The organism is uncultured Flavobacterium sp. (assembly GCF_951805225.1).
Classification (GTDB): Bacteria; Bacteroidota; Bacteroidia; order Flavobacteriales; family Flavobacteriaceae; genus Flavobacterium.
In genome coordinates, this window is sequence record NZ_OX638201.1 from 4,644,270 (window position 1) to 4,662,115 (window position 17,846).

General features: G+C 30.5%; 16 protein-coding genes and 1 tRNA gene. 6 read left to right on the forward strand and 11 right to left on the reverse strand.

What is annotated here, in order from left to right; translation table 11 throughout:
* Positions 1–91: 91 nt before the first annotated feature.
* The 4 genes from WN975_RS19270 to WN975_RS19285 form a co-directional block, all read right to left on the reverse strand.
* Positions 92–556 carry a GNAT family N-acetyltransferase gene (locus tag WN975_RS19270; protein WP_337967908.1) on the reverse strand — a complete coding sequence of 155 codons (465 nt, stop codon included), beginning with the start codon at positions 554–556 and terminating at the stop codon, positions 92–94.
* 367 nt (positions 557–923) lie between these two features.
* Positions 924–2,795: a tRNA uridine-5-carboxymethylaminomethyl(34) synthesis enzyme MnmG gene (gene mnmG, locus WN975_RS19275; protein ID WP_337967909.1), complete on the reverse strand. Its 1,872-nt coding sequence runs from the start codon at positions 2,793–2,795 to the stop codon at positions 924–926.
* 704 nt (positions 2,796–3,499) lie between these two features.
* The gene (gene ybeY / locus WN975_RS19280; protein WP_055094482.1) at positions 3,500–3,919 is read right to left on the reverse strand and encodes an rRNA maturation RNase YbeY; all 420 of its coding nucleotides are present in this window, start codon (positions 3,917–3,919) and stop codon (positions 3,500–3,502) included.
* On the reverse strand, positions 3,916–7,236 hold the full coding sequence (locus WN975_RS19285) for a hypothetical protein (protein WP_337967910.1): 3,321 nt from the start codon (positions 7,234–7,236) through the stop codon (positions 3,916–3,918). Before WN975_RS19285 ends, ybeY begins: the two co-directional genes overlap by 4 nt.
* A 220-nt stretch (positions 7,237–7,456) precedes the next feature.
* Here WN975_RS19285 and gltX point away from each other — a divergent pair, with 220 nt between their 5' ends.
* A complete protein-coding gene (gene gltX, locus WN975_RS19290) occupies positions 7,457–8,962 on the forward strand; it encodes a glutamate--tRNA ligase (RefSeq protein ID WP_337967911.1) in 1,506 nt (501 codons plus the stop codon).
* A 33-nt stretch (positions 8,963–8,995) separates the two neighbouring features.
* Here gltX and WN975_RS19295 read toward each other — a convergent pair whose 3' ends face one another.
* Positions 8,996–9,973: a hypothetical protein gene (locus tag WN975_RS19295; RefSeq protein ID WP_337967912.1), complete on the reverse strand. Its 978-nt coding sequence runs from the start codon at positions 9,971–9,973 to the stop codon at positions 8,996–8,998.
* A gap of 142 nt (positions 9,974–10,115) precedes the next feature.
* Here WN975_RS19295 and WN975_RS19300 point away from each other — a divergent pair, with 142 nt between their 5' ends.
* On the forward strand, positions 10,116–11,096 hold the full coding sequence (locus WN975_RS19300) for an SPFH domain-containing protein (RefSeq protein WP_337967913.1): 981 nt from the start codon (positions 10,116–10,118) through the stop codon (positions 11,094–11,096).
* 22 nt (positions 11,097–11,118) lie between these two features.
* Here WN975_RS19300 and WN975_RS19305 read toward each other — a convergent pair whose 3' ends face one another.
* From WN975_RS19305 to WN975_RS19325, 5 genes are all read right to left on the reverse strand, one after another.
* Positions 11,119–11,373: a DUF6327 family protein gene (locus WN975_RS19305; RefSeq protein WP_337967914.1), complete on the reverse strand. Its 255-nt coding sequence runs from the start codon at positions 11,371–11,373 to the stop codon at positions 11,119–11,121.
* Between the two features lie 2 nt (positions 11,374–11,375).
* Positions 11,376–11,726 carry a competence protein gene (locus WN975_RS19310; RefSeq protein ID WP_337967915.1) on the reverse strand — a complete coding sequence of 117 codons (351 nt, stop codon included), beginning with the start codon at positions 11,724–11,726 and terminating at the stop codon, positions 11,376–11,378.
* A 129-nt stretch (positions 11,727–11,855) separates the two neighbouring features.
* Positions 11,856–12,182 (reverse strand): YtxH domain-containing protein, encoded by a 327-nt coding sequence (locus WN975_RS19315; protein WP_337967916.1) that lies wholly within the window; start codon positions 12,180–12,182, stop codon positions 11,856–11,858.
* 91 nt (positions 12,183–12,273) lie between these two features.
* Positions 12,274–12,753, reverse strand: coding sequence for a hypothetical protein (locus tag WN975_RS19320; RefSeq protein ID WP_337967917.1), 480 nt, complete (start codon positions 12,751–12,753; stop codon positions 12,274–12,276).
* Between the two features lie 916 nt (positions 12,754–13,669).
* Positions 13,670–15,787, reverse strand: coding sequence for a glutamine--tRNA ligase/YqeY domain fusion protein (locus tag WN975_RS19325; RefSeq protein ID WP_337967918.1), 2,118 nt, complete (start codon positions 15,785–15,787; stop codon positions 13,670–13,672).
* Positions 15,788–15,897: 110 nt separating this feature from the next.
* Between WN975_RS19325 and WN975_RS19330 the strand changes: the two genes are divergently transcribed.
* The 4 genes from WN975_RS19330 to WN975_RS19345 all read left to right on the forward strand — a co-directional run bounded on the left by WN975_RS19330 (position 15,898) and on the right by WN975_RS19345 (position 16,932).
* Positions 15,898–16,116 (forward strand): hypothetical protein, encoded by a 219-nt coding sequence (locus tag WN975_RS19330; RefSeq protein ID WP_337967919.1) that lies wholly within the window; start codon positions 15,898–15,900, stop codon positions 16,114–16,116.
* Positions 16,106–16,405 carry a hypothetical protein gene (locus WN975_RS19335; protein ID WP_337967920.1) on the forward strand — a complete coding sequence of 100 codons (300 nt, stop codon included), beginning with the start codon at positions 16,106–16,108 and terminating at the stop codon, positions 16,403–16,405. The genes WN975_RS19330 and WN975_RS19335 overlap by 11 nt, the downstream gene beginning before the upstream one ends.
* 2 nt (positions 16,406–16,407) lie before the next feature.
* A complete protein-coding gene (gene folB / locus WN975_RS19340) occupies positions 16,408–16,767 on the forward strand; it encodes a dihydroneopterin aldolase (protein WP_099710118.1) in 360 nt (119 codons plus the stop codon).
* A 94-nt stretch (positions 16,768–16,861) separates the two neighbouring features.
* Positions 16,862–16,932, forward strand: a tRNA-Cys gene (locus WN975_RS19345).
* Positions 16,933–17,073: 141 nt separating this feature from the next.
* On the opposite strand, the gene WN975_RS19350 is transcribed toward WN975_RS19345, so the two are convergent.
* Positions 17,074–17,844 (reverse strand): GldM family protein, encoded by a 771-nt coding sequence (locus WN975_RS19350; protein ID WP_337967921.1) that lies wholly within the window; start codon positions 17,842–17,844, stop codon positions 17,074–17,076.
* Between the last annotated feature and the right edge of the window lie 2 nt (positions 17,845–17,846).

Sequence of the window (17,846 nt, forward strand, 5' to 3'; positions counted from 1 at the left end):
TAATTATAGGTATTTTGGTTTAATTTCATAGCAAACCCTAAAAGTGAAAATTTCACTTTTAGGGTTTATTGTTTTTAATATTTTTTTTCTTCTATCGTTTCCAATTTATTTTTACAGCCGACATTTTTTCATTTTCAATTCTTGTCTCTGCAATAATTGTAAAACCGTTTTTAATATAAAATGGCATTGGCGATTTATAAAAATCACCATTTTGTTTTACTTCATTTTCATGATCGACAACCCAACCATTCAAACAATTATTTTTACTTTTTATTTCATTCATCAAAAGTGATCCGTTTCCTTTTCCTTGAATTTGATGATCTAAAATTATTGCAAACCAATTTTCATCTTCTCTCAAAAAAGTAAAAGTCCAACCAATTATTTTATCCGAATCATCAACCAACAAATAATGTTTTGTGTTGGGAAGTCCATTCAAATACAAATCAAAATCTTCAATAGTATTCAAATGTAATCGCTCTGGATATTCGTTATTCCAAAGTTGCATTAAGGAATCTTTTTGTTCCAACGTTAAAACATCTTTTTCAATAATCTTCATATTGGCGAAATTTCAGATAAACAGTTTCACGTGGAACAATTTAATCCTTCTTCAAATTATTTACATTTTTTATTCTAGAGGCGCACAGCTGTGCGTCTTTGTTCCAATAATTTTTATTTGTAAAATATATGCTGCACGTTAGATGCACTGCTGTGCATCTCTACAAAATTCAAAATATTAAATTCGTTTCACGTGGAACAAATAAAATTAAATTACATGATCTCACATTCGATTAAACAATCTAAAATCAAAAAAAATCATAAATAGTTTCACGTGGAACATTTTAAAATTTGTTTCAAGTTATAATAGTTTCAGGTTTCAAATCTCAACAACATGAAACTTGAAACCTGAAACAAAATCAACCTTACTATCTTCCCATATAAATCAACAATACGGAAATATCACTTGGTGACACTCCGCTTATTCTTGAAGCTTGAGAAATTGTTACAGGACGAATCTTGCTTAATTTTTGTTTCGCTTCAATTGACATTGATTTGATTTTGTTGTAATCGAAATTCTCTGGAATTTTCACTTCTTCTAAACGAGTAAGTTTATCAGCGTTGTTTCTTTCCTTTTCGATATAACCCGAATATTTAACCTGAATTTCTGCTTGTTCTAAAATCTCCTGATCCAAATCATTCTCTTCTACATATGCTGCAACTTTTTCAAATTTCATCATATCTTCCAAATCAATCTGCGGACGTGAGAAAACTTTAAACATTTTATCACCTTGCGTAATCGGAGCTGTTTCTTTCGCTTCCAAAATTGGATTTGTTTCCGCAACTGAAACACTCGTTTCTCTGAAGAAAGCAACCATCTTTTCAGATTCATTTAATTTCTTCTCCATTCGGCGTAAACGTTTTTCAGAAGCAAGACCAATTTCATGAGACATTGGCGTTAATCTAAAGTCGGCATTATCTTGACGCAACAATGTTCTATATTCTGCTCTTGATGTAAACATACGATATGGTTCTTCCGTTCCTTTCGTAATCAAGTCATCAATCAAAACTCCAATATAAGCTTCATCACGTTTTAAAATCAACGGCGCTTTTTCATGCACTTTTAAATGCGCATTTATTCCAGCCATCAAACCTTGCGAAGCTGCTTCTTCATATCCTGTTGTTCCGTTAATTTGTCCGGCAAAATATAAACCTTCAACTAACTTTGTTTCCAAAGTATGTTTCAATTGTGTTGGCGGGAAATAATCATATTCGATCGCATAACCTGGACGGAAGAATTTCACTTTCTCAAAACCTGCAACAGAACTCAAAGCTTTGAATTGAATATCCTCCGGAAGCGAAGTTGAAAATCCATTCACATAAACTTCACAAGTATTCCAACCTTCCGGTTCAACAAATAATTGGTGACGTTCTTTATCAGCAAAACGATTAATCTTATCTTCTATCGAAGGGCAATATCTTGGACCTAAACTTTTGATTCTTCCGTTGAACATTGGCGAACGATCAAAACCTTCTCTCAAAATATCATGAACATCCAACGACGTGTATGTCATGTGACAAGATCTTTGATGCGTTAACGGAACGGTTAAATCCGAATAAGAAAACTTATCCGGTTTTGCATCTCCTTTTTCTTCGTTCATTTTCGAATAATCCAAAGAACGTCCATCAACTCGTGGCGGTGTTCCTGTTTTCATTCTTCCTGATTCAAAACCGGCTTTCACCAAATCTTCTGTGATTCCTGTTGCGGCACTTTCACCTGCTCTTCCTCCTCCGAATTGTTTTTCTCCAATATGAATCAAACCATTCAAAAAAGTTCCGTTTGTCAACACTACAGATTTGGATCGAATCTCTACTCCTAACGAAGTTCTGATTCCTTTTATCTTTCCGTTCTCGATAATCAAACCTTTCACCATCTCTTGGTAGAAATCCAAATTTGGAGTTCCCTCCAACATCATTCTCCATTCTTCGGCAAAACGCATTCGATCACTTTGAACTCTTGGCGACCACATTGCAGGTCCTTTTGATTTGTTCAACATCTTAAATTGAATTGCCGTGCGATCGGAAACAATTCCTGAATATCCACCAAGCGCATCAATCTCACGCACAATTTGTCCTTTTGCAATTCCTCCCATCGCTGGGTTGCAAGACATCTGTGCAATGTTCTGCAGACTCATAGTAACCAATAAAGTTTTTGATCCTAAATTTGCGGCCGCTGCCGCGGCTTCAGATCCAGCATGACCTGCACCAACTACAATAACATCGTATTCTTCTAAAAACATTTTGTTTTATTATTCTCTGCAAACCGTTTAAGGCGATTCTCAGAATTACTTTTTAGTCCTTTTTTGTTCCACGTGGAACGGCGCTAACGCGCAAAATTCAAATATTCAAATTCAAGAACACAATCTAGAAAACCCAAATTACGTCTTAAACCATATAAATCTGTTCCACGTGGAACAGATTTAATAAACACATTTTTCAATCTTTCAATCAAATTTCCTAAACGAAGCTCCTGTTCCACGTGAAACATTCATGATTCTTTCAAAAGAAAACTCAACTTGATAATTCAAAACTCAACATAAAATCGAAACTCAGATGATTTCAAAATCACATATTCTATTCTCAAAATTCAAAAAACTGTTCCACGTGAAACATCATTTTTACAATTTCGAATATTCAAAATCTAAAATATCAATCTTTCAAATGCATCTTGTTCGACATCGAACGATTTAAAAAATAAATTTTCAAACAAGAAAAACAAAATCAAAACCAAAAAATTTCATGTTCCACGTGAAACACTTTATATTAAAAAATCAAAGTTAAATCTCTATCAGTTTTTCTAAAATTACACTTAGAAAGTTCCACGTGGAACACTCTAATTTTAAAATTTCAAATATGTTTCACGTGGAACGTTTGAAAATCTACCAATCTAAATAAACATGTTTCACGTGGAACATAAATTTTTTGTTATTCAAAAGTGGTTTAATTACTGTTCCACGTGAAACATTGTAATTTTTTCATCCTCTTTTGAACGCATAAGTTCAGCTTCAGAATCGCTCTTATCTTTGTATCCACAATAATGTAGTATACCGTGAGCAAGAACACGTTTCAATTCTTCGATAAAAGAAACATTAAAATCCTTAGCATTATCTTCTACTCTTTCAACAGAAACAAATATATCTCCGTTTAATTCGTTACCAACTGTATAATCAAAACTGATAATATCTGTTAGTGTATCGTGGTTTAGATATTCTACATTTATCTTATGAAGATATTCATCGTCACAAAAAATGTAATTTATCTCACCTTCGTTTTTGTTTTCAGACACGATTACAGCACTTAACCAATCAGCAAAAGCTTGTTCGTTGTCTAAAGTAAATTCGGTTTCGTAATTAAAATTGATCATTTTGTATTAAAATATTCTTGAACTTTTTGATTAAAATTCGAGCGCAAAGGTAGTGATTGTCTATTTAAAATCTCCACACTGTTTAAATAATCCAAAAGTGAACTAGGCAAAGCATTCGTTCTATTAGAAAATTCAGCCTTGTTAGTTTCAGATTGACGCTTCGTATCTTGACCTTGTTGTTGAACTGCATTGTTTAATTTTAATAATTCTTGCTGAATATTAAGTATCCTTTGCAAGTTCTCATTCTTAAAACCTTTATTCAAAAGTTGTTTTTCTGAAGCTTTCATTTGATCGATTACAGATTTACCCTGAGAATCTAATCCTTGTTTAGCTAATTCTTTTTGCAAAGCTTCACGAAGTTTTACTTGCTCTTTGTAAATTTCCATGATAGCTTCTGCATCTCCTTCTCCATCATTACCATCTTTATTATCATTTCCTTTTCCTCCATTTTTATTTCCTTGACCATCTTTGCCTTCTCCATTTTTATCTTTACCATCTTTTCCTTGTCCTTCTTTTCCTTGGCTTTCCTTTCCTTCTCCACTTTTACCTTCGCCAGGTTTGCTTCCAGATTTCATTCCTTCCTTCATTTTATCAGCAAGACCTTTTTGTTTTTGAATAATATCCGGCAATTGCATTCCTTGTCCGTCTCCTGGTTTTGGTTTTCCTGATCCCGGTTTAGACATTGACATTTGCATGTTATTTAATAAATCACTTAAAAAATCTGCCAATTTATTCGCCGAAGAAACTGCATATTGTTGGTGCGAAACTCCTTTCGGAACTTGAACATCGCTTAAAGATTCAATTGCTTTGTCTACATTATATTGTACGTTACCAATTTCTTTAGTTACATCTTCGGCAATTTTAGGATTACGAAGTGACATTGCAAACAAACTATCATCAACATATCTAAACTGTTGTTTCAGATTTTGCTGAACTTTAATGTTCTTCGTGAAAGCTGAAGAACCTAATTTCATAGATTTAAATTGTTTCATTACATCTTCCTGCGATAAAGAGAAAGCTAAAAGATTATCCAGAATCTGACGAAGCATTGCAACATCTTCTTCTAATTGTTCTTGCTCTCCGCCTTCCATTCCAGCATCCATTTGTTCAGCCATACTTTTCATTTTCTTAGCTGCACTTTTTTGTTTTGGCTTAGCCGAAGATGAATTCTTTTTACTCAATTCTTCAGAAGCTTTTTGTAAATCATTCTTCAAATCTTTTTCTTTTGAAGAATCATTAGGAATGTCTAAAGGAGATTTTAATGTCTTATTTTCTTCTTTCAAGTACTTTAAGTCTTCTTGAATTTTATCAAAAGCTTTATTAATATCCTCTTGTTTATCCTGAGTATTTTCTTTTTCTTTATCCGAAAGTTCCTCTTGCTTGTCTGCAAGTTTCTTTAATTTGTCTGCAACTTGTTCTGCCTTTTTAGAAACATAAAAACGTTTCGTTAGTTCAACCAATTGCTCTAAGTTGCGAGATTGGTTCTTACTGATTTGTTTGAACTTTTCCATTTTATCAAACAACTCTTCGCTATTTAATTTATCATTTAAGTTCTTCAATTCATCCATTAACTTCTGATTCTTTTCTAAATCTTTCTCTGCATTATCCAAACGCTTTTGCAAATCATCAGCAGTTTTGTCTTTCTTTTCAGATTGAAATTTATCTAAGTTCTTGTTCATTTTCTCCGCAAACTGTTTCATCAATTCGTCTTGTTGTTTCTGACGTTTGATAAAATCATTAACTTTTTGCTGATCTTTAAACTCTAAATTATCTTTCTCTTTTCCTGCTTTCTGAATCTTATCCATTTCAGAAAACTGCTTCGTTTGATTCTTTAAAGATTTTTCTAAACTATTAATGTTATCATTTTGCTGTTGTAATTCCATATCATGAATCTCATCTGTAGTCGAAACACGATCAGAAAAAACAGAAGACTTTGTACTCTTAAAACCATGAGGTGCATCGTTATCAAAAATCTCAAAATAGTATTCATAAGATACTCCTTCTTGTACAGCAAGATTACTTGGAAAGTTAAAAACAAACTGATCAAATACTCCAGACTTCACCGGAATGGTTCCACGCTTTGCAGTGTTTGGTTTGTTGCGTTCGTAATAAACAACTTGTAATTTTGACAAACCATAGTCATCTCCTAACCTTCCTAAAACATAATTCTTATCCAACTTCAAACTATCCGGAGCAGGCGAAACTGTAATAGTTGGATGCTGATCTTTGATAACTGACAGCTGATAATCCAGTTTTTCATAGTTTTTGACCTTATTATTTGAAGTAAGGATTTGATATTCTGTATTTTGACTGATATTTTTAGCCAATTTAAACTCATTTTCGGCTTTATTGAACTTCAAAACTGAGTTTTCATCCTTCCAAACAATCTCCTGAGTCGATTGCGTATTCATTTTCCAAGTCACCAAAGTTCCTTCTGGTACAATTGCATTTCCAGTTCCCTGAATAGTTTCTGATTTCTTTTTTAGATAAGATGGAAAATTCAGAACCATTTCAAAGTTCGCAATTGATGGAACTGTGATTACTTTCAATTCGTATTCTTCAGATGAAACTGAATTACCTTCGAAAGAAAACTCCACATTCGAAACTGGTTTTTCAATCTTGAATTCGAACTTTCCAGGTTGAGATGATTCCATAAAATAACTTTCGTTACCAATATGAATCATCACATTTTCCGGAACAACATTTCCAACAGATTCCATTTTGATAACAAAATCCTTGTTCTGTTCTGTTTGCAAATTCTGATTTAGAACTACAAATTTAAAAGGTGCCGGAGGTAAAAATGTAGCATTAAAATGTACTACTCTATTTAAACTTTGAGAAATTACATTGCTATTTCCAGAAATATAAAATACTGCAAAAAGCAAAATTGGAATGATTGCTAATGGCAAATACTTTCTATTGGTTTTAAAATTGATTGCATTTCCAAAAGGAATTGGTTGCAATGAATTTGCTTTTTGCTCTATCGAAGCCAACATCAACTCTGAACTTTCTATCGAATTCTCAGACGCTGACAATTGCAAAAAGTTAGTTAGTTTATCACTTACTTCTGTAAAATGATTTCCAATAATAGTTGAAGCTTGATTATAATCGATTCCTTTTTGAAGTTTGAACAACTTAAAAATCGGAAATAAAATAAATCGGAACAATAGAAAAACTTCTACTCCTATAAACATCCAAAATAATAATGTTCTTCCTAATGGTTTTAACCAAAGAAAATATTCAATAAAAAGCGTAAACAGAAAGTACAATAATCCAAAACCAATAAAAAGAAGTGATCCTTTTATTAATTCATTCATATAATATTTCTTTATAAATCCTTCTAACTTTTGGTATATAGCAGATGTTGTTTTCAAAATGAAACTGTTTTATTTATAACCCATAAAAGTACTAATTATAAGTATAAGTTTGAAAGTCAAAAGTCGAAAGTCAAAAGTTACCATCTTAACATAAAAGCTTTCAGACTTTCGACTTTTGACTTTTGACGAATGTTGTATCTTTGCATCAAAATTTAAACAAATGTCAAAGCAAGTTCGTGTGCGTTTTGCACCAAGTCCAACAGGACCTTTACATATTGGCGGAGTTCGTACTGCCCTATTTAATTATTTATTTGCCAAAAAAAATAATGGCGTTTTTTATCTAAGAATTGAAGACACAGATCAGACTCGTTTTGTTCCTGGTGCCGAAGCTTATATTATGGAAGCGCTTGAATGGTTAGGAATTTCTCCTGAAGAAACTGTTGGAAAAAACGAAAAATTTGGTCCATACAGACAAAGTGATCGTAAAGAATTATACCAAACTTATGCTGATCAACTGATCAATTCTGGTTGGGCATATTATGCTTTTGATACTCCTGAAGCGCTTGATGCTTTAAGAAAAGAACAAGAATCAGAAGGAAAAACTTTTATTTACAATCACACAATTCGTGAAAAGTTAGATACTTCTCTAGTAGTTTCTACTGAAGAAGTTGCTAAAAGAATTGCTAATGGAGAACATTATGTTATTCGTTTTAAAACTCCGGTTGATGAAACTTTATATTTGAAAGATATAATTCGTGGTGATGTAAAATTCGAAACTAGTTTACTTGATGATAAAGTATTGTTTAAAAGTGACGGAATGCCAACGTACCATTTAGCAAATATTGTTGATGATCATTTGATGGAAACTTCACACGTAATTCGCGGTGAAGAATGGTTGCCATCTATGCCACTTCACGTTTTATTATACAGAGCTTTTGGTTGGGATGCTCCGGAATTTGCACATTTACCTTTGATTTTAAAACCAATTGGTAACGGAAAATTATCTAAAAGAGATGGTGATAAATTAGGATTTCCTGTGTTTCCGTTAGAATGGAAAACTGAAGAAGGGATTTCATCAGGTTACAGAGAGAAAGGATTTTTCCCGGAAGCAGTTATAAACTTCCTTGCTTTGTTAGGTTGGAATGATGGAACTGACAAAGAATTATTTACGTTAGAAGAACTTGTAGAATCTTTTGACTTGAACAGAGTTCATAAATCTGGAGCTAAATTTGATCCGGAGAAAAACAAATGGTTCAATCACCAATATTTAATCAAACAAAATAATGAAGATTTAGCGAAAAGCTTCTCTCCTATTTTGGTTGAAAAAGGCGTTGAAATTTCTAAATTCGATGTTACAAGAATCGTTTCTTTGATTAAAGAAAGAGCTCATTTTGTTTCTGAATTTTGGGATTTGACTGATTTCTTTTTCCAGGCTCCAACATCTTATGATGAAAAAGCAAGTAAAAACTGGAAGGAAGAAACTCCAACTTTGATGCAGGAATTGATTTCGGTTCTTGAAAATATCGAAGATTTTAGTTCAGTAAATATTGAAACTATCGTAAAAGATTGGTTGACTAAAAACGAAATCGGAATGGGGAAAGTTATGCAACCTTTCCGTCTAAGTTTGGTTGGAGCTTTGAAAGGTCCTCACCTATTTGACATTGTTGAAATCATTGGAAAAGAAGAAACTATTTCAAGAATTCAGAAAGCAATTGCTACTTTATAAAAACAAAAAAGCTCCCAAATTGGGAGCTTTTTTTTATATGATTTTTAAATCGGCCATGACTTTAAACTCGCCTTCCGTTAATTGGTTTGACATATTTGCTCCCCAATTCATAGCTCCAGGCATATACAACCACAGGATTTCGTTAGTCTCACAATCAACAATAATTTTAAAATATACAATTGTAGACATCGATACAAATGGTGCATTCGACTTCACAATTCCGTAAGGAGCTGTATAAACTACAGCAGTATTTTTTGCTTTGTTAACAAGCGCATCATTTAACTCCGCTTCAGGAACGAACTTTAAATCTCCACCGTAATTTTTTATTGCAGCTTCTTTTGTTCTACCTTTTGCTAACATATTATCTTCAACTAATAATGTTTTCCCTTTTAATTTAGAAACATTTTCTTTAGCCATTTTTTCAGCATACTTATCAAAATTTAAAACTTTATTATTAGCAATAATCCAATCTACATTAGCTTGCAAAATTGTTAAAGCATATTTATAATCAGCTTCAGATAAAGACTTATCATTATTTAAATTTCTAGATGGTAAATAAATCTTTGAATCTGTTTTAATAATATTACTTTCAATTCTTGTAAATGCAATTGCAGGAACATTTTGATTTGTTTTTACTCCCCAATAACCTTTATCATTTAGTTGAACTAATCTTAAAACTGCATATGATTTATCTTTTGCTTTTTGCAAAGCTTTGATTTCTGTACTTGTTTTAAACTCCATTTTATCGGTGAAAGTCCAATATTTTTGAGCATAAATTTTAAAGTCTCTATTGAAATCAACTATAAATTTTTTGTAATCAGCTAATTCGTCAGCCTTCTTTGGTTTGTCTAATTTCTTTAAAACATCTTCATCTTCCTCAATAACTTCAACAAGTAACGGACGAGTTTTCAATTGTTTTAATTCTTCAGGATCTGCATAAAAACTAACATTAATCTGAGCTTTCGAAGCGAAAGACGTTAACAGTAAAAAGTAAAATAGAATTTTTTTCATAAATTTTGTTTTGGTTAAATTTTAAACCAAAAATAGAATAAATTTTAACAGAAAAAATCTTCTAAAGAAAATATATAGATATCAAACTAATTATATTATTCGTAATTTTAAAAAATTAATAAAAAACTAAATCAATATCATCATGGGTACAGCATTTATTATCATTATAGTCTTCGGATTATTTATTTTAATGTCTTCGTTCTTTACTGTCAAGCAACAATCTTCTGTAGTTATAGAACGATTTGGAAAATTTCACAGCGTGAGAAATTCAGGATTACAACTAAAAATTCCAATAGTTGACAGATTGGCCGGACGTGTAAATCTTAAAATTCAACAGCTTGATGTTATCATCGAAACCAAAACTAAAGACAACGTTTTTATCAAAATGAAAGTTTCGGTTCAGTTTAAAGTGATTCAGGAAAAAGTATATGATGCTTTTTATAAATTAGAATATCCACACGATCAAATTACTGCTTATGTATTTGATGTTGTTCGTGCCGAAGTTCCTAAACTAAAATTAGATGACGTTTTTGAAAGAAAAGATGATATTGCAATTGCTGTAAAAAGAGAATTGAATGAAGCAATGACTACTTACGGATATGATATTATCAATACTTTGGTTACCGATATTGATCCGGACATTCAGGTAAAAAATGCAATGAACAGAATTAATGCTGCTGACAGAGAAAAAACCGCTGCTGAATTTGAAGCTGAAAGTTCAAGAATCAGAATCGTTGCAAAAGCAAAAGCTGAAGCCGAAAGTAAACGTTTGCAAGGTCAAGGTATTGCAGATCAACGCCGTGAAATTGCCAGAGGTTTAGTAGAAAGTGTTGAAGTTTTGAATAATGTTGGTATAAATTCTCAAGAAGCTTCTGCCCTAATTGTAGTTACTCAACATTATGATACACTTCAAGCAATTGGTGCCGATGCAAATTCTAATTTAATTTTGTTACCAAATTCTCCACAAGCCGGTAGTGATATGTTGAATAATATGGTTGCATCTTTTACAGCTTCAAATCAAGTTGGTGAAATGATGAAGAAAAACAATAAAAAAATTGTGAAACCAAAACCTATTGAACCACAATCTGGTTACGAAGATGACATTCAACCGGAAGTAAAATAATTATAGAAAACAAAAAAGAGGCTCATTTGCCTCTTTTTTTATTAATAAACCAATTGATAATAAACGGTAAAATCGATTGCAAAATTTGTGGATATGATCTGGTGAAATATTCTTTATAAGAAGAAAAAACACCACTAAGAATATTTTGAGGTGTAATTGATTCCTTCGTTTTTTGATAACTTAAAACCAATTTCTGATAATTAATCTCTTTTTCTAATTTCAGAATTTCTAAATCTCTTTCGATTTCTGCGTATGATGAGTATTTTTTAGTTTCCATAATTAGTCATTAAAAAAGATTTCTGAAAATTTTTCCAAAATTGGACCTTCAACAAACTTGTCTTTTATGAAGAAAACTAGAATTGTAACAACAAGATAGATCCCTCCTACTGTCAGAAATCCTAAAGTATAACTACCAAATAAACTACTAAAAGCAAATCCTGCAGCTACAGATCCAAATAGTAAAACCATACTTAAACCTAACAAAATCAAAACAAACTTAAAAATTAAAGTTGTTGATTTCATCGCAACCTTAAAACCCCAAAGCTTATAATAAGCTAAGTGACTTTCCAGGTAAACTTTAGCTTGATCCTGAATGTTTTCAGTATTTTCTTTTAATTCTTCAAAAGCCATAATTGTTATTTTAATTTAAAAAAAAGAAGCACAAAACTCATGATAAAATAATTGCAATTTGATTATTCTAAAATTAAAATAACCAAAACAATTATCAAAATCACATTGAGCTTTGTGCTTCCTGGATTATTATTTTTGAAGTTTAGCGTTTTGCGCTTTTAAATCAGCCAGTTTAGATTCCAAAAAACTGATAACCTCTTCTGTTTTATAACTCATATTAGAAAGTAATTCTCCATAAGTTCCATCTAAATTTTCTTTTGCATGTGTAAATTTTTCACGCAAAACTTCAGAACTTGCAGAAATTGAATCCTTCAAATTGTGTGTTGCATCATCTAAACCTTCTTTAAGTTTAGCACGAGTTTTAGATCCTTTGTCAGGAGCAAATAAAATTCCGATCGCTGCACCAGCGGCGGCAGCACCCAAAATTGCTGCTACTGTATTTAAGTTCTTTGACATAATATTAAAATTTAAATGATTAATAAAGGTACTCATTTTTTAAATTATAAAATACCAGCTAAATACTATTTACTAAAATTTAACAATAAATTTAATACACGTAAGCTACAGCTTCAAATTTTCCATCTGCTTTTTCAACAATGCTTACAAACGGATATCCATTCGAAGCCGATTGTGTTTTAATTCTCAAAGCAGTACTTTTTTGATTTGCAATTGGCGGTTCCCCTTTTGTATTTGTCGAAACTCCGGAAAAGTTAGCAACTTGTTTTAAACCTATTGTCTTTTCCTGAGGCAAAACTGTAACAAATTTATAATCTGATTTTGAATCTACTATTACTTTATCTGATATTTTTTGAGTTTTATTTGTTTGTTTGTTTGTTAATTGAGAAACAGCAAATTTGCTAATTTTATGTTCTTCGGCATTTCCGTTAAAAGAATAATAAACCAAATCATTTTCCAGTTTTATAAAATTAACATCAAGTTGTTCACCGTTATGTTTTGTAATTTGATGTGTTTGAGAAATTGCAATATTTGCAAATAAAATTGATAGCGTAAAAATGATACTTTTCATAAGTAAATAAATTTTAAATTTTTAAATTGTTTATAGTCAAACGATGAAAATCAAAATTTGAAACTATTAGAAAATAAATAATTCTATGATATTTTACTATTATGAAATCATCTTGAAAAAATACTTTTACGCTGAAATATTATCAAAACCAAATCACAATAAAAATTAGAACATAAAATAATTGGCGAGAATTCAGATTTAGAATTAAAAACTAAAATCAAAAACTTATCATTTTTAAAACTTTAGTCTAACTCAATTTTGATTCTCAACTTTTATTTCAAATTGTCGAAAAAACTTTTCTCATTTGACAGTCTGATAAAAATACTAACTTTATAAACAATTGTATGTTAATAACCCGTTAAACTGAGAAAAATAACGGTAAAAACTAAAATAAAGAGCTAAAATCAACGATTATTCAAAAGATGAGTTAAGAGATGAAAGAAATGAAAAAATAGCTTAAAATCAATTTATGAATGTTGTTTTTAATCTAAAAAATCTATTATTTTTAAATTAATAATAGTTTTTATATATAATTTACAAAATCTTTTAAATTATAATAATCAATAATTTAAATTTATATAAAGTAAAATTTGCTATTCTTTCCAAAAATTTCAGTTTTCAATCTAAATATACTTGAATTTATAAAAATAGCTTCTATTCTTAACTTTATAAACAATTCGTTGTTAATAAACCTGAAAGTGAAGCAAAATAAGGTCTAAAATTAAAATAAAGCTTAATTTTTAACGATTTTTAGAAAGATGAGTTAAGAGATGGAAGAAGTAAATTTTTAGCTTAAAATTAATTTATGAAGGTCACTTTTGATCTAAAAATTCTATAAAATTTACATTTTTAATAGAAAATATAAATAATAAAAAAAGCGCTTATAAAAAGCGCTTTTCAATAGATTCTAATGATATTATTTTTTTACTAACTCGGCAAGAATTTCAATTTCTCTTTCCGAAGCATTTTTTGGTGGATTTGCATTTAATTTCAAAATTTCTTCTTCAAATTGATTTCTGAAACTTTCATTTTCCAAATCTCTCAAATTCAAAAGTGCTTTTGATCTAACATAAGTAGATTCACTTCTTAAAGACATTGTATATAATTTTTTAATATCATCTTCTTCAAAATCCTTAGATTTCAAAATTGAATATTTCAAAATAAATTGAGCAAATAACAATGAACCTTTATTATTGTTAATATTCTTCTTTAATGAATTTTGTAATAAAGAAAAACTTGAAACATTTTTGATGCTCTCCCCTATTGCACTTTCAATTGCAATACGTTCCGGTTTAGTCTCAACTTTAAAATATTTATTGATATCTTTTAAAGAATTATTGATACTGTTTTCTTCTTTTTTACCTTTTTCTTCCCAAGCATCTTTAAGTCCAACAGTTTTGTTAAACACTAATTTTGAAGCAGTTGAATCTTTATCAACAGTAAAATAACCTAAACGTTGAAACTGAAATTTATCTTCATTTTGTGATGTTGATAAACTAGGTTCAACATATCCAGTGATGATTTCTAATGAATTTGGATTCACAAAATCTAAGAAATTTTTCTCTTTATAACTGTCCGGAGCTTCATCTGTAAACAAACGATCGTACATACGAACTTCTGCTTCAATTGCATGCGAAATAGAAACCCAATGTAATGTTCCAGAAACTTTTCTTTGACTTGCTTCGGTCCCACTTCCACTTAAAGAATCTGTATCATAAGTTACATGAATCTCTGTAATATTTCCTTCAGTATCTTTTATAACACTTTCTCCTTTAATGATATACGCATTTTTAAGACGTACTTCTTTTCCTAAAGTCAAACGGAAAAACTTCGCTGGAGCTTCTTCAAGAAAGTCTTCTCTTTCGATATATAATTCACGAGAAAAAGGTACTTTTCTGAATCCTGCATTTTCATCTTCCTGATTATTTTCGGCTTCAAGCCACTCTTCTTTTCCTTCAGGATAATTTGTAATTACCAATTTTACAGGATCCAAAACTGCCATTACACGAGGTGCAATTTTGTTCAAATCTTCACGAATACAAAATTCTAAAACCGATACATTAATCAAATTATCACGTTTTGCAATACCAATTGTATTAGCAAAATTACGCAAAGAAGCAGCTGTATAACCACGTCTTCTTAATCCAGAAATAGTAGACATTCTAGGATCATCCCAACCGTTAACATGCTTTTCTTTAACTAGTTGCTGTAATTTTCTTTTACTAACAACGGTATGTGATAAGTTACGTCTGGCAAATTCTCTTTGCTTTGGACGTAGTTTATTTTCATCTAAAATCTGATCTAAAAACCAATCGTATAATTCACGGTGAGGCAAAAATTCAAGTGTACAAAATGAGTGTGAAATCTCTTCTAAATAATCACTTTGTCCATGTGCCCAATCATACATTGGATAAATTTTCCAATCATCTCCAGTTCTATGGTGATGTCTGTGTAAAATTCTGTACATGATAGGATCACGCATCAACATATTCGTAGATTTCATGTCTATTTTTGCGCGAAGAATGTGGGTTCCAGCCTCAAATTCACCGTTTTTCATTCTTTCGAATAAATCTAAATTCTCTTCAACAGAACGATTTCTATATGGAGAATCAGTTCCTGTTGTAGATGGAGTTCCTTTTTGAATCGCCATGTCTTCAGAAGATTGACTATCAACATAAGCTTTATCTTTTTTAATCAATAAAACCGCCCAATCATACAATTGTTGAAAATAATCAGAAGCATAACGTTCTTCTGCCCAGGTATAACCTAGCCATTCAACATCTTTTTTAATTGCATCAACAAATTCCTGTTCTTCTTTTTCAGGGTTTGTATCATCAAAACGTAAATTCACAGGAGATTGATAATCAATTCCTAAACCAAAATTTAATGCAATAGAACTTGCATGACCAATGTGTAGATAACCATTAGGTTCTGGTGGAAAACGAAAGTGAAGCTTATTTTGTGATAGACCTGATTTAAGATCTTCTTCTATGATTTGTTCAATAAAATTGAGTGATTTCTCTTCTGATGCCATTATTTTATAGTAATTTTAGCAAAGATAAAAAAATAGATGATAGATAGAGGATTAGGGGTAAGAGACTTTAAATTAAATTAATCACTATTTTTGCATAAATATTCAAGGTTATGAGACAATTAACTGTTACAATTCCAGACGATTTTTACGAAACTTTCATTAATTTTTTTAAACACATTCCAGATGTTTCTATAGATGAAAACACAGCGAATGAGGTTCCATTATGGCAACAAGAAATGGTTTTAGAACGTATAAAAAATGCTAAGCCAGAAGATTATATTGATGCTGATGTGGCTTTGAAAAATTTAAAAAATAAATATGGTTTTTAAAGTTTTAATACTAAAAAGAGCCGATTTAGAAATTGAAGAAAGTTTTTTATATTATGAAAATATTAGAAAAGGTTTGGGAGAAAAATTTATTTTAGATTACAAAGACCATTTGAAAACGCTTTATAAATTTCCTTTTTTTGAGGAAAAATACAACGTTGTTCATACTTTACCTTTAAAAAAATTTCCTTACACAATCCACTTTACAATTGATGAATTAGAAAAAATAGTTTCCATACATGCTATTACATCCAATCACCAAGATCCAAATATTACAAGAATAAAATTATAAAAATGGGAATCATAAAATTAAAAAACATTCGTACTTTTTCATACCACGGATGTATGATTGAAGAAGGAAAAATTGGATCTGACTACACAGTAGATCTAAAAATTAAAGCTAGTTTAGAGAAATCAGCAGAAAGTGATCATTTATTAGACACCGTTGATTATGTACATTTAAACAAAATTGTTACCGAAGAAATGGCAATTCGTTCCCATTTATTAGAACATGTTGCCAAAAGAATCAATAATCGCGTACTTGCAGAAATAAAAACTGTAGAAAAAACAACAGTTTGGGTTTCTAAAATAAATCCTCCTATAGGTGGTGATGTTGAAACAGTTACTATAAAAATGACCGAAATTAGAAAGTAATTCTTTAAAATAAAAAGCAAAATTTTAAAAATACTTCATTTTAAAGTTTTGAAATTTAAAGATTTTAGTTACTTTTGCCATCCGTTCAAGTAATGGCGTCGTGGCCGAGCGGCTAGGCTGGGCTCTGCAAAAGCTCCTACTCCGGTTCGAATCCGGACGATGCCTCAAAACCTTCAAAGCAATTTGAAGGTTTTTTTATGTCTAAATTTTACCAAAGTTTTATTCTATTGAGTTTATTTTTGTCAAAGTTTAAAACTTTGACAGATTTATAAGCATAAAAAAACCTCTGAAATTCAGAGGTTTAATTTATCTTTTTAAAAGCTTCTTTTCACTTTTTATTCTTCGAATACTATCTCTAATAAACTCTTTATTTTCATAATAGTTTTCCTGTACTTCTTTTTCTACAATAATAACTTTAATTGGAACAAGTCTTGGTAAAAGATAATTTTCAGAACCAGGGAAAGAATAACCAATATCATTAATTACGAAAATAGAGCCTTTTTTTAGCTTTTTAACGGCATTATTAACATCACTATTAAAACTATTTCCAGTGACCACAACCTTTTTATTATTAGAAAACTTTATAATAAAACTGTTTATTTTATATTTTGAAATATTCAAGTCGAAAAGGAAATAATCAGGCAAACCAAAACCAATTCTAGAATCTAAAAGCTCCTCTTTAGTCATTTCTAAAATACATTTTTCACAACAATTTTTATCATTAATTGTGGCGAAAAAAAAACTTTTAATTTCTTTTATTCTAAATTTATGTTCCTCTGTAATTTTAGAACCATCATTCAATTCAATATCAAGTTTAATTACTGAAAAGAGACCTGATCCAGGACTTAGTGAATATTTTCCTTCTGATATTTTATTTAATCCTACACCAGTTGCAATAAATGATTTACAATTTGGAATTGCAATAGAAATTGGATTTGAAACTCCTCTATAAACCACATTTAATTGATCAGCAGAAACTACAGCCAGATTAGATTTATCAACAACTAAAGAATCTTTTTGTGCCACAATATGTAGTGAAAAAGAAAAAAAGAAGAATAAAAGTATTTTTCTAACCATAG

Bases quoted from the DNA above. Each gene is read 5' to 3' on its own strand.
- WN975_RS19270 (WP_337967908.1), bottom strand. From the start codon at position 556: ATGAAGATTATTGAAAAAGATGTTTTAACGTTGGAACAAAAAGATTCC.
- mnmG (WP_337967909.1), bottom strand. From the start codon at position 2,795: ATGTTTTTAGAAGAATACGATGTTATTGTAGTTGGTGCAGGTCATGCT.
- ybeY (WP_055094482.1), bottom strand. From the start codon at position 3,919: ATGATCAATTTTAATTACGAAACCGAATTTACTTTAGACAACGAACAA.
- WN975_RS19285 (WP_337967910.1), bottom strand. From the start codon at position 7,236: ATGAATGAATTAATAAAAGGATCACTTCTTTTTATTGGTTTTGGATTA.
- gltX (WP_337967911.1), top strand. From the start codon at position 7,457: ATGTCAAAGCAAGTTCGTGTGCGTTTTGCACCAAGTCCAACAGGACCT.
- WN975_RS19295 (WP_337967912.1), bottom strand. From the start codon at position 9,973: ATGAAAAAAATTCTATTTTACTTTTTACTGTTAACGTCTTTCGCTTCG.
- WN975_RS19300 (WP_337967913.1), top strand. From the start codon at position 10,116: ATGGGTACAGCATTTATTATCATTATAGTCTTCGGATTATTTATTTTA.
- WN975_RS19305 (WP_337967914.1), bottom strand. From the start codon at position 11,373: ATGGAAACTAAAAAATACTCATCATACGCAGAAATCGAAAGAGATTTA.
- WN975_RS19310 (WP_337967915.1), bottom strand. From the start codon at position 11,726: ATGGCTTTTGAAGAATTAAAAGAAAATACTGAAAACATTCAGGATCAA.
- WN975_RS19315 (WP_337967916.1), bottom strand. From the start codon at position 12,182: ATGTCAAAGAACTTAAATACAGTAGCAGCAATTTTGGGTGCTGCCGCC.
- WN975_RS19320 (WP_337967917.1), bottom strand. From the start codon at position 12,753: ATGAAAAGTATCATTTTTACGCTATCAATTTTATTTGCAAATATTGCA.
- WN975_RS19325 (WP_337967918.1), bottom strand. From the start codon at position 15,787: ATGGCATCAGAAGAGAAATCACTCAATTTTATTGAACAAATCATAGAA.
- WN975_RS19330 (WP_337967919.1), top strand. From the start codon at position 15,898: ATGAGACAATTAACTGTTACAATTCCAGACGATTTTTACGAAACTTTC.
- WN975_RS19335 (WP_337967920.1), top strand. From the start codon at position 16,106: ATGGTTTTTAAAGTTTTAATACTAAAAAGAGCCGATTTAGAAATTGAA.
- folB (WP_099710118.1), top strand. From the start codon at position 16,408: ATGGGAATCATAAAATTAAAAAACATTCGTACTTTTTCATACCACGGA.
- WN975_RS19350 (WP_337967921.1), bottom strand. From the start codon at position 17,844: ATGGTTAGAAAAATACTTTTATTCTTCTTTTTTTCTTTTTCACTACAT.